Consider the following 12,582-nt stretch of genomic DNA (forward strand, 5'->3'; position numbering starts at 1 on the left):
TACGATTTCTCAAATATGAGATATTAATAATGAGAAATATATACGCCCACATTGAACTTTATCGGGTTTCAGGTGTATAAAACGCTATTAAATGTAAACCTGCTGTTATATGTTAAAATTCTTCTGTATAATTAACATACCTGCAACGGGTTTCCTATAGTATAGCACTTGCTTCTGCCAGCAACTTTTCACATCTATAAGTTGTAACTTTGCGCAATTCAACATTACTGACCCGGAGGGAATATTATATGTTAGATACAATAGAAGCAGCAATAGAAGATATAAAAAACGGTAAACTGGTGATCGTGGTAGATGACGAGGACCGTGAAAATGAAGGTGATTTTATCACGGCAGCACGCAATGTAACACCCGAAATTATCAACTTTATGAGCACCCACGGCCGTGGGCTCATCTGCGCACCGCTGGTGGAAGAGCGCTGCGAAGAACTGGGACTGGACCTCATGGTTCGTGATAACACCGCCCTGCACCAAACCCCTTTCACCGTTTCTGTAGACCTGCTCGGCCATGGATGCACCACTGGTATTTCTGCGCACGACAGGGCTAAAACCGTTCAAGCACTCATCGATCCCAATACCAAACCGGAACATTTGGGTAAACCCGGCCATATATTTCCGCTGAAAGCAAAAACCGGCGGCGTTTTACGCCGTTCAGGACATACGGAAGCCACTATAGACCTGGCCCGCCTCGCAGGATTTGAACCTGCCGGTGTACTCGTGGAAATCATGAATGAAGACGGCTCCATGGCCCGCCTGCCGGAACTCCGCGAAATCGCCACCAAATTCGACCTTAAACTCATCTCCATAAAAGACCTGATCGCTTACCTCCTCAGCACAGAAACGCTGATAGAAGAAGGCGTGAAAGTACAAATGCCTACCAAATACGGCAACTTTGAACTGATCGCTTTCAAACAGATCAACTCAGGTGAAATTCACATGGCGCTGAAGAAAGGCGACTGGAAAAAAGACGAACCGGTACTGGTAAGGGTGCATTCCTCCTGTGTAACAGGGGATATCCTTCACTCCCTGCGCTGCGACTGTGGCGAACAACTGCACGCAGCCATGCAAATGGTGGAAAAAGAAGGGAAAGGCCTTATATTATATATGAACCAGGAAGGAAGAGGTATTGGCCTGATGAATAAACTGAAAGCCTACAAGCTGCAGGAAGAAGGCATGGACACCGTGGAAGCCAACCTGGAACTGGGCTTTAAAATGGATGAACGCGATTATGGGGTAGGTGCACAGATCCTGCGCCACCTCGGTATCAGCAAACTCCGCCTCATTACCAACAACCCCCGCAAACGCGCCGGGTTAAGCGGTTACGGCCTGGAAGTGGTGGAAAATGTACCCATCGAAATCCATCCCAACCCGCACAATGAGAATTATCTCAGGACCAAGCGCGACAAATTAGGACACGACATTCTTAAAGGATAAACCGGTGACCGTTAATGGGAACGCGTAAATAAGGAATGATTATATTCCTGCAAAGTAAACCACATCAGGGAGTAACAACAGCAGTTGTTGCTCCTTTGTTGTTTTAGGGCTGTTCAATATTAGTGGAGTCTGTTTTTGCCCGCAATGAATCCTGTTGCTCCTGTTTCAGCATGGCTGCCCGGCGAAGGGAATCCAGCAGCGGCGTACGCCTGCGCCGCCTGTCGTTGAACAGCTCGTTGAAGCGGTTGTACTCCCTGATATAGGAAATACCCACACCGGATTTCGTACGGTTATTGAGGTTATATACGTCATAATCCGTTTTACTGAAAGCATTGATACGGAAGCGGCCATCCTGCGTCAGGAGGTATTCAATACGGAAATCGCCGGCAAACCGGTTGGTATTGGCGGAAGTAGCCGTTTTACCCCAATCGTAATCGCCGCCGGCGTATAAACGGAAACGGTTGTTGAATAAGTTACTGGTAATACCTGCGCTCACCTGGTTACGGTCAACCGAGGAGTTATCCTGCGGCCCGCCCACGTTATAGGCACGGTAATTCACATTCACTCCTATGCCGCTTCCTTTCAGCAATGTGCCGGTAATGTTGTTCAGAATGGCCTGCGCCTGTGCCGACAATGCCTGGCCCACACTGTTTTTACCGGTAATGCCCACATTCGCGGCTGCTGTAGTGGTGGCATCATCCGGGAGGAACTGGTTGGAAAACAGTAACCCCCACACCTGGAACAGTGCCTTGTTCTGGTCGTTGTTGATCTCTTTCAGGTGCGCAGCTACACCGCTTTCATACGCCAGGCTCCCTACCTCGGGCAATTCAATGGAGTAAGTGATGTCGGGTTTCAGCAGGGCGCCGCGGAGGTTGATCAGCACATCCACTTTTTCCGTGCGCGTAGCCAGCTTGTCTGTGCTGATATTGGTACCCTGGCCTACCAGGTTGTACAGGCTTACCTTTGGCAGCGAATATTTGGCCATAATGTTTACCCTGGCCTCTGAAGGATCGCCGTTCCAGGTAATGGTACTGTTCTTTTCTATATCGAACTTCCAGCTGGTGAGCCGCTGGAAAGTGAAGTTATAGGACCCGTTGTTGATCTCGTAGTTGCCAAACATAGTGAAATCGCCTTCCGTATTCACGGTGATCTGCAGGTTACCTGTACCGTTGGCGGAAATAATATCGCCGGTGGTGGCGTCCAGGATCACATCGATCTGCGCATCAGGATTGGCGGCAATATCCAGCTTTACGGTCAGTTTGGTGTTGTCTTTTTTCTTCTTTTTTTCAACGATCTCTGTGCCATAGGTTTTGAAGGTGATGTAGTCGTATTTCCCGATATCCTTACTGTCGGACATAGGAAGATAGAAGTGGGTGCCTTTGATCGGGCGCGCCAGGATATGCATCTGCATATCATTCAACGGGCCGGAGAAATATACTTTACCGTCGGCCAGTACATCCCCGTAGAACAGGTCGTTGTCGGTGGCGCTGGTATTCAGGAACAGGAAACCGCGGCCGGTAACGTCAAAATCAAAATTGAGCTTGTCGAAATGGTCGTGGCTGATATAACCGCTGGCGGTACCTTTCGTATTGTATTTATCTACCAGCAGGAAGTTGCCGAATTCAATCAGGTTGTCGTCCACATTCACATTCAGTTTGGGAATGCGGTAATGAGTGCCCAGGTAATCTACCGTAACCCCTACGGTATCCAGTGTAAGCGCGCCCTTAACGGAAGGCAGCTGCGTGGTGCCTCCTACATTTAAGGTCCCCGTTACTGCACCGGTAAGATTGGATACATAGCCTGCGAGGTATTTGTTCAGTAAGCTGACAGAGGCGCCGTTGAATTTAACACTGGCGTCTATACCGTTATTGGTGGCCGACAGCCCTATTTTACCCTGTGCCAGGAAAGCCATCCCGGCATTATCAGATTGAATGTTAAACGTAGCATTACCGGTGAGGTGATGATAGGTGCCATCTATATTCAACAGGCCGATGGAATCATTGTCTATACGCAGCTCCCGTGTTCTGAGCGCGGTATTGATATCGAGGTTTGCGGTGGGATCTGCAATATTGATAGTACCATCAGTGATCCCTTCCACCCGTGTAGCTATCAGCTGGGAGGGAATTACATCAGCCAGGTTCAGGTTCTTCAGGGTAACAATGAACTTCGACTCATCGGGATTATATTCATTGGTTTCCACTGTAATGCTTTGATCATTCCTGGTTACCCGCAGGTTTTTTACGGTGAGGAAATGTTTGCTCCAGTATATTTCATTGCCGGGGGTAACATTCCATTGCCGCTCGTTCACGGTGAAGGCGCTGTTGAGGAAATTGATCTTCAGCCCGTCGGCCACGGTAATGATTCGTGCATAGAAACCATCCAGGGACGAAGTATCTTCTGCTGCCAGGTCTACTTTCACAAAGGAGGTATCGTGCCCTGAACTGGCCAGTATCACCGGGTTTTCGAGGATCACGTTTTTGCCAGACAGTACCTTGCCAATGCTTGTACTGATATTGACCTTATTGAAGTTGCCATCTCCCCTGATCTGCAGGTCCTGTACATGATATCCCTGGTAACCGGCCTCCGGTATCTGGATGTTCAATGCCAGGTTGCCACCGTTCATGGTATTGAGGGCGCCGGTTACAGTGGCGTGGTCAAAACCGGAAAACTGTTTGGTAAAGCCACTCAGCAGTTTATCCACTTCGCCGAAGTTAATAGCGTAGGTGAAATCCTGGTTGATAACGGTATTTTGCGGCGCACTGAAGTAGCTGGGATAATATTTGTTGAGGAGCAGCTTAAAAGCGTCAGGCAGCTGGAGGAAGCTGTATTGCCCTTTTACAAAGCCGCCGATCTCACTGCCGGAAAATTCAAGCAGCTTCTCGTTACCGGTCATATGCGACGATACATAAAGCGAATCGAATTCAAGGCGGCGGTTGTCTTTAAAGGCAGATACCTCGTACATCCTTGCGGTACCATTGAAGTTATCGATATTGCTACCCACAAAGTTCAGTTCCAGTTTGGCCTGTAAGGTTACCGAATCTTCCGTGATATGCAGGGCTTTCAGATCGCTTTTGCGGATCTCTGAATTAAATTTGAATTCGGGAAGGGCTGCATTAAAATCAATGGTCCCCGCAAAATCCATATCCAGGTTGGGATCATTGGCCGTGAGGGAACCGTTAAAGAATTTGCGGCTCATTTCCCCCTTGGTTTTGATGTTCTGATAATTGTAACCAAACAGGGATATCTCCTGAACATCAGCATCCACGGTAGCTTTCAGCGTTTTAAAGTTAAAGCCTGCGCCATCTACTTTAGCATCCAGGGAGATAGTGGAAAGATTGGTATTGTTAAAGAGACTGCCGATATCAAAGTTCACGGCTTTCAGGCTCCCGGAGTAAACGGGAACATCCCGGCTGGTTTTAAAGTTAAGATCGGAGTTCAGTTTGCCAAGATTGGTCTGGAACTGGCCATAGGCCACAAAGTCGTTGATGAACCCGGTATAGCTTCCCTGGAAGCGGATATTCGAAAGGCGGTCGATGCGCACGGTATTCACAATATCTTTCACCACTGGCATGATCTGCATCACATCATTACCGGTAGTCACCAGTTCTTCTGTATGAAAATCGATGAATGTTTCGAAGATATCAGGCAGTCCCCGCATTTCAAGGCTTCCTTTAAGACGGGTAGTGGCGCCGGCGGTGAGGTCTATTTCCGATGCCTTCAGGTTGCTGACTGGTCCCCTGGCTTTACCGCTCAGGGTAATTTCCTTTTTCCAGGTGGAAAGGGGCGGTGCAAAAAAAGCAATATCATCTGACGACAGCTTACAGTTTTTGAACCGGGCCTGCATGAACACATCATTGATATAATCGCTCATATCACTGATATCGCTGTACTGCATGGTGTAGTAGTCGCCAATATGACTGCGGTTGGTTTCCAGGTCGAGCTGTGAAAATTCCATTTCCACGGGCGACATTTTAAACCGGCTGGTCAGCTTTTTTACTTCAAAGCCGCTGCGTTCCTTTGTGCGCAGGGTAAGGTCGCCGATCACACTGTCTTTTACCAGGCTGGTATTGGTAAGGGAGAGATTTATTTCGTTGAACCGGATATGATGCGGGGCAAAATAGCCGGGCTCTATTTTCGTGCTGTCGTCGGGGTTATCCACCCCGAAAATGCCGTTTTTAATATTCAGTTCCTTTACGATCAGTTTCCAGTTGGCATTGTTCCAGCGCAGCTGCTGCAGTTGCCCGGTATCCGGCACAGGATGGTCCGGAGCTGGTTTCCGCCGGCGCCGCAGGGGGGAAGCGGCATAGCTGCTTATAATAAAATCAGGCTCAGTAAGTGTGAGCTCCTGTATGTCGATGTTGTGTTTCTGCAGATCCAGGTTTTTGGCATCGAGGTAAATGCGTTTGGCAGATGCCCGCATATCTTCACCTACCCAGGCATCCACCTGGTTCAGCCGGATATTTTTAAGATCAATTTTCTTCAGGTCAAGGGAAAGGCCGCCGGAAGATCTGCTGCTGGTATCCGGTTTGGAGGAGCCGAATGCTTCCTCCAGGAAATGATAGTTCCATACTGAGTCCTGGCGGGAGCGCAGCAGGTTCACCTCAGCATTTTCAAGCCCTATGAATTTGATGATGGGTTTTTCCTGGAAAAAGAACCAGTCGGTAATGCGCACCTGTAGCTTGCCTGCGTACAGGAGGGTGTCTTTATGCTGATCTTCGATCAATGCGCCTTCCAGTTGCATGCTGTTGAACAGCCGGAAGCTCACGCGGTCTATTTCCACGTGTGTTTTGAGCTGCTGCGACAAACGGCTGGTCACTTCATGCACCAGGAAATTCTGCACCACGGGGATGTTCACCAGTATTCCGATCAGAATGACAAGGCCTAACAAACACAGTAACACGACAGACAATATTTTCCGTACTTTTTTCAGGCGGCAAAGTTTATCCGGCAAAAATAATTAATAGTTGGCAGTGAAAGCCATTTAGGCGATAAATAAGATATATTTCCGGTTTAACTGGTAAACGGCACAGATGAACGATTTCGTATATAGATGTAAGTGAGTATGCAATTGTGGACCTGCCGTTATTTTTGCCGCGGCCCCAATGAATCTATCACGGAGGTGATACTTACTACCAGCGTTTGGAATACCTTGATATATCAATTTTTAAGTATACATAAATGGGCGCAGGGTTATTGATATCAGGTTATTCATAATTTCACGGGAATCAATCTACCATAAGGATACGGTCAGGCAGGATTTTTACCCTTCCATGCAAAAGTTTTTTCCGCCCTTATTTCCTCTGTATTGATATGGGTCCGCCATTTTCAATGCTAAAAAAGAAGAATTTGGAACAAATTGGAAGTAAAAGTTTAACTAAATTGTTTTTGGCAAATGATGAATTATGAAAATTGGAAATTAAATTGTTGCCTTTAGATCCTGCTGATTTTGTTAACCCTAACAAGCCTCTTACAGGATCTGGAAATTGCAGGAGAGCAGTTAAATTTTGGTTGGTAGCCCCATTACACCTGTATATGTATACATTGTTAAAGCAAAGTATTATAGATAAGATTTCAATCCCGGATGCCGAGATGGAGGCATTCTGTAATCTGTTTCACCTTAAAACATTAAAGAAAAAGGAATTTTTTCTACGCGAAGGAGACATAAGCCGGTATGAGGCATTTGTAAAGAAAGGGCTTTTCAAGGTATACCATCTGGATGAGAAAGGCGCAGAGCATATTCTTTATTTTGCCCCGGAAAACTGGTGGTTGGCTGATATCGATAGTTTCCATAACAATGTGCCGTCTATGCTATACATTGAAGCCATCGAGGACTGCGAAATTCTGGTCATTTCTCAATCAGATAAGGAATATGCTAACCAAACATTGCCATCCATAGAAAAGCTTTTCAGAATAATGACGCAAAAAGCCTATGTAAATCTTCAACGCCGGATGATCCGCAATCTTAGCAAAACTGCAGATCACAGATACCAGGATTTCATTAAAAGCTATCCGGATCTGGCAGTTCGGTTGAACAACCTGCAAATTTCAGCTTATCTCGGCATCAGCCATGAATTTCTTAGCAAAATCAGAAAAAAAATGGTTCCCAAAAAATAACCGGGATTATTGAACTTGTTCAATTTTTATCTGAGACAGAATTTTCAATTTTGTATTGTAATTAATTTAAAAGCAATGAAAACAATGCGAAAATTCTTTCTTACTATGATTACTACAATAAGTTTGGGTGCATCGGTACAAGCCAGCGGCCTCCATCTAAAGGTGTACAATCCGGGAGCAAAAGCTATTTTTCCGGTAACATCTACTATCATCTATGGCGATAAAGATGCTATACTGATAGATGCGCAATTCCAGAAGCAATTTGCGCTGCAACTGGTACAGGAAATTACCGCGACTAAAAAAAATCTGAAAGCCATCTATATTTCACACAGCGACCCTGATTATTACTTTGGCCTGGATGTAATTAAAAAAGCTTTCCCTGATGCCCGGATTATTTCAACAGCACAAACAGCTTACCTTATCGGAGCATCCAAGGATGAAAAGTTAAAGGTATGGGCTCCCCAAATGAAAGGCGATGCACCGGGCGAACTGATAGTTCCTGCTGCAGTTAACAGTATTCCCGATTTGGAAGGTAACAAGATCGAGATTATACAAACTGCGGATGATCCTGCCCATAGCTTTCTTTATATACCTTCGCTGAGAACAGTTTTGGGCGGAATCTCGGTTGCTGAAGGCAGTCATTTATGGATGGCTGACACGCAGGATATGCAGGCGCTGAATAATTGGATCGGGCAAATAGACAAGATGAAAAGCCTGACACCGTTAAAGGTAATCCCGTCACATTTTGTGACCAGTGATTATTCGCCAAAGTCATTGGATTTTATGTACCAGTATCTTAATAATTACAAAGAAGCGGTTACAAAGAATCATACTTCGGCAGGAATTGTGTCCTTCATGGAAAAGAAATATCCCGGTTTGCCTGGCAAAGACGCTCTGGAAATGGGCGCAAAGGTTTTTACAGGAGAAATGGCCTGGGCGGTTAAATCGCCTTATCCTCCAATCGGACACAAAGTTATTGTAAATTTTGAGGGCAATGTGTTTGAGCTCACCTTCCGGGACAACAGGAAAATGTCCTTCATCGGGTTGGATGGAGCTTTCAAAGGGACTACAGACGATGTGGAGTATACAGCGGTAGAAGTTGCAAAAAATGTATTCATGGTGTACTGGCAGGAACCCAAAACAACTACCAACGTGACCCATGTGCAGAATTATAATACCCATCAGGTATGGACCAATATCGCCGGCAAAGATGGTAGTTTTGTACACCTGAACGGAACGATAAAAGTATTAGAATGACTAACCACGGGGCTAATTTTGCCTGGTTGTTTCAGGGGCTGACCGGAAGGGAGTCCCTTTCTTTTTTATTCCAGTACGTGATCATGTTTGCTCTTGTTGTTCGCCGGAGCAATGGCATGTGAAAATGCCCTGCAAGGTTTATCACGAAATTGTCGGCCCTCTTCTTTTCAAGTAATATTATATTATTATTTAGTAATGCTATTTTATCTTTGTAAGATCAGTAAATAAATTCATATCGTTTTCTTCAGTCTAATTCTCAAGCATTTAATAGGAGATATGTTTATTTTTTATAGTGTGAAAATTTCCGTCATCCTAATGTCACTAATTCTCCCTACCCCTATTAGGAAAACTTTAACATTTCTAAATTTCCTCCCAGAACAATGAAGTACGAGTGAGCAACAACAATGTAGCATTTCAGTGAACAAACATTTTTAGCAACCGGATTTATTCAACCAAATTTATAACGTACCAGCAAACAATTGCAATTCACCCGTTCCAGTAACACAGCAACAACGATTATTTCACCAGTGAACAAATTACCGTAAAACATTCAGTCGACCAGTCTGATAATTCCAGAATAATTCAATAAACCAGAATCTATGCACAAAAAGTTGCTACTACTAGTGCTGATGGGATTCCTATGCCTGCAGGCATGGGCCCAGGAGCGAAAAATTTCAGGTACAGTTACAGATGATAAAGGCGGGCCTTTACCCGGCGTATCTGTAAAAGAAGTAGGTACCAATAACGGTGCAGCCACCAGTCCCAACGGCGAATTTACGCTTACCCTGAAAGGCAATTCCAACAAACTGTCTATTTCATTTATAGGTTTTGAAACGCAAACGTTGGTGTTGTCGGGGAAAGCATCTTACACTATTTCCCTGAAACCGGATGCCAAAAGCCTGAAAGATGTGGTGGTGATCGGCTACCAGGAGGTACGGCGTAAAACGGTAACGGCAGCGGTTTCCAGCGTAAAAGGCAAGGACATTGAAAACCTTCCTTCCCCGAGCTTCGACCAACTGCTGCAGGGCCGTGCCGCAGGTTTGAACGTACAGAACTTTACAGGCGAACCGGGAGTAAGAGGCTCCTTCGTGGTAAGGGGAAATACCTCCATCAGCCGCGATGCCAGCGCCGCCCGTACTTTGAGCTCCCCGCTGTTTGTGATAGACGATATCCCCGTATCACTGGATGATGCCGCAGCATTTGACAACACCGGTACCAACTATATCGCCGGCCTGAACCCCAACGATATTGAATCCATCGACATTCTGAAAGACGCGTCGGCTGCAGCTATTTATGGCTCCCGCGGCGCCAACGGCGTAGTGATCGTAAAAACCAAACGCGGTAAACAGGGCAAGCCGCAGGTGAACTTCTCCACCTATGCAGGGCTCACCCAGCAACCAAAATTTGAAACGGTATACGGCGGCGCGGAAGAAAGATGGTTCAAAATGAACTACCTGCAAAAGTATCTTTCCGACCAGCAGAAAGTGAATAATATTCCCATGATGCTGACAGACAGCCTCAATCCCGCTTTCAGCGGAGCAGTCGACTGGCAGGATCTTTTTTACCAGAACGGTATCATCCAGAACTACGACCTGTCTGTTTCCGGTGCATCAGAAAATACCAACTACCGCATCAGCGGCAACTATTATAATGAAGATGGAACCATTCGCGGAACCGGCTTTAAACGCTATACCATTTCCGCTGCCATGGGCGTGAAAATGTCGTCCCGTTTGAATGTTTCTTCCCTGTTCCGTTTGAGCCGTGGCGACAGATCCCGCGGCCGCGGCGTATTCCCGGGAGAGAATGTGATCCCACTTGTAAACGGCCAGTATCTTTCTTCTCTCTTCAATATCTCTGAAACAGACCGCAAAAACTTCACCGGCGACCTGGAATCCGGCCGTGATAAAAACATCAACGATGATATCACTGCCAGTCTTACCGTGAACTACGATATTTCCAAAAAGCTGCGCTTTTCCTCTATAGGCTCTGTTCAGTCCAGCATCAATACCCGCGATATTTTCAGGCCGGGAGAGCTGAACACCGCGGGCTTATCCTATGCGCAAAGCGGTAAATCGCGTTATGAAAACCTGAACCTCGATAATACTTTGAGCTATTCTACGGATGTTGTTACGAAAGATCATCATCTGAATGTGTTGCTGGGTAATACGATCAATAATATCAGGAATGAGTTTACCGGTATTGGCAGCGGCGCATTGAGCAACGACAATGTGAAAGTGGTGCAGGGGTATAATCTCAGCTATATGATGTACAGGGATGCGTATGGTAACCTCGTTTCCGGGTCCGATTACCAGTCGTCCGGTATGTTGTCTTTTTTCTCCCGCGTGAATTACAACTATAAAGAGAAATACCTGCTGTCATTTGCCTATCGTGCAGATGCCTCTTCCCGTTTTGGCCGTGCCAGCCGCTGGGGTTATTTCCCCTCCGTATCTGCCGGCTGGAACCTTTCAGACGAACCATTTATGGCGCCTTTCAAAAGCTGGGTGGAATATTTCAAGATCCGCGGCAGCTATGGCGTAACAGGAAGCTTACCAAAACAATATTATCTCCAGTATAATAACTACAGCATCAACCAGGGTACCTATGGCGGATCTACCGGCGGCACCTACAACGGTGTGAATGCCGTAACGCCTAACTTCTCTGATGGTGTGGCGCAGGACGGGCTTACCTGGGAACAGGCCATTCAATCCAATATTGGGGTAGACGCAAGTTTCTTTAGCGGAAGACTGAACGTTACTGCAGACGCGTTTAACAGGGGAACTTCCAAACTGCTGTTTAACCTGCTGCTGCCATCTACTTCCGGGTATGATAAGGTAAATACCAACGCGGTGGATGTACGCAACACCGGTGTGGAATTTACCATACAGGGCCGGATCACGCCGCCTACCAGCAAGTTCCAGTGGAATTCCACCCTGATCTTATCTTTCATCAAAAACCAGATCGTTAAATTACCCAACGGTAACCGCGACCTGATGGTGCCGGATAACAACACCGGTATGACCTACGTGCTTACCAAAGGCCGCGCTATCAACGAATTTTACCTGATTAAGAACAAAGGCGTATACGCCAGCGAAAAAGATATTCCGTTTAACCCCTACACCGGTGAAAAGCTTACCTACTGGAATGGTAACCATACCGTGCAGGCGGGCGACTTTATCTGGGAAGACCAGAACGGCGACTATGACGTGTGGGACTGGAACGATAAAGTGCGCAGCGGTAATCCTAACCCCGCCTGTACCGGCGGTTTTACCAACGCATTTTCCTATGGCCCCTGGAGCCTGCAGGTATACATGACGTTTACCCTTAAACGTGATATCTACAACAAGTATATGTCCGACAGGCTTATCGGCCTAACCAATAACTACGCAAATATTGCTGCTATAGATCCTTCTTCTATCGACAGCTGGCACAAAGAAGGAGATAACAGCAAGTATGCAGAAGTGATCCCTTACAGTGAGCATTATTACTACCAGTTCCTTCCTTTTTCATCTGCCTTTGTGGAAAATGGTTCTTACCTGCGTATCAAATACCTGAACCTTGCTTACCAGTTCAGCCCTAAGTTCCTGGAACGTACTAAGCTCAGCAAGCTGCAGATCTATGGCGTGGTAGACAATGTAAAGATGTTCCAGAAATCAAGTGTTCCCGATGCGGAAGCAGTGGACGAAAAAGGTACTTACACCGGTGGAGGTTATCCTATACCACGTAAGTTCACCCTGGGTGTAAATGTTGGTTTTTAATTTTT

General features: G+C 46.3%; 5 protein-coding genes. 4 read left to right on the forward strand and 1 reads right to left on the reverse strand.

The features are described from left to right. The first annotated feature begins 248 nt into the window (after positions 1-248). Entirely contained in the window at positions 249-1,451 is a 1,203-nt protein-coding gene (locus ABIE50_RS12035) for a bifunctional 3,4-dihydroxy-2-butanone-4-phosphate synthase/GTP cyclohydrolase II (RefSeq protein WP_209861308.1), read from the forward strand. Between the two features lie 103 nt (positions 1,452-1,554). On the opposite strand, the gene ABIE50_RS12040 is transcribed toward ABIE50_RS12035, so the two are convergent. Beyond that, positions 1,555-6,351, reverse strand: a complete 4,797-nt coding sequence (locus ABIE50_RS12040; protein WP_209861306.1) for a translocation/assembly module TamB domain-containing protein — start codon at positions 6,349-6,351, stop codon at positions 1,555-1,557. A gap of 509 nt (positions 6,352-6,860) precedes the next feature. On the opposite strand from ABIE50_RS12040, the gene ABIE50_RS12045 reads away from it, so the two are divergent. The 3 genes from ABIE50_RS12045 (at position 6,861) to ABIE50_RS12055 (ending at position 12,577) form a co-directional block, all read left to right on the forward strand. Next, entirely contained in the window at positions 6,861-7,565 is a 705-nt protein-coding gene (locus ABIE50_RS12045) for a Crp/Fnr family transcriptional regulator (protein WP_209861304.1), read from the forward strand. A 105-nt stretch (positions 7,566-7,670) separates the two neighbouring features. Then, the gene (locus tag ABIE50_RS12050) at positions 7,671-8,822 is read left to right on the forward strand and encodes an MBL fold metallo-hydrolase (protein WP_209861301.1); all 1,152 of its coding nucleotides are present in this window, start codon (positions 7,671-7,673) and stop codon (positions 8,820-8,822) included. A gap of 599 nt (positions 8,823-9,421) precedes the next feature. Continuing rightward, complete coding sequence (locus ABIE50_RS12055) at positions 9,422-12,577, forward strand: SusC/RagA family TonB-linked outer membrane protein (RefSeq protein WP_209861299.1); 3,156 nt, start codon at positions 9,422-9,424, stop codon at positions 12,575-12,577. The last annotated feature ends 5 nt before the right edge of the window (positions 12,578-12,582 follow it).

Origin of the sequence: Chitinophaga sp. OAE865 (assembly GCF_040546735.1) — a bacterium.
In the GTDB taxonomy this organism is placed as follows: domain Bacteria; phylum Bacteroidota; class Bacteroidia; order Chitinophagales; family Chitinophagaceae; genus Chitinophaga; species Chitinophaga polysaccharea_A.

What these genes read in the sequence shown, in the direction of transcription:
- ABIE50_RS12035 (WP_209861308.1), top strand. Translation starts at nt 249, where the DNA reads ATGTTAGATACAATAGAAGCAGCAATAGAAGATATAAAAAACGGTAAA.
- ABIE50_RS12050 (WP_209861301.1), top strand. Translation starts at nt 7,671, where the DNA reads ATGATTACTACAATAAGTTTGGGTGCATCGGTACAAGCCAGCGGCCTC.
- ABIE50_RS12055 (WP_209861299.1), top strand. Translation starts at nt 9,422, where the DNA reads ATGCACAAAAAGTTGCTACTACTAGTGCTGATGGGATTCCTATGCCTG.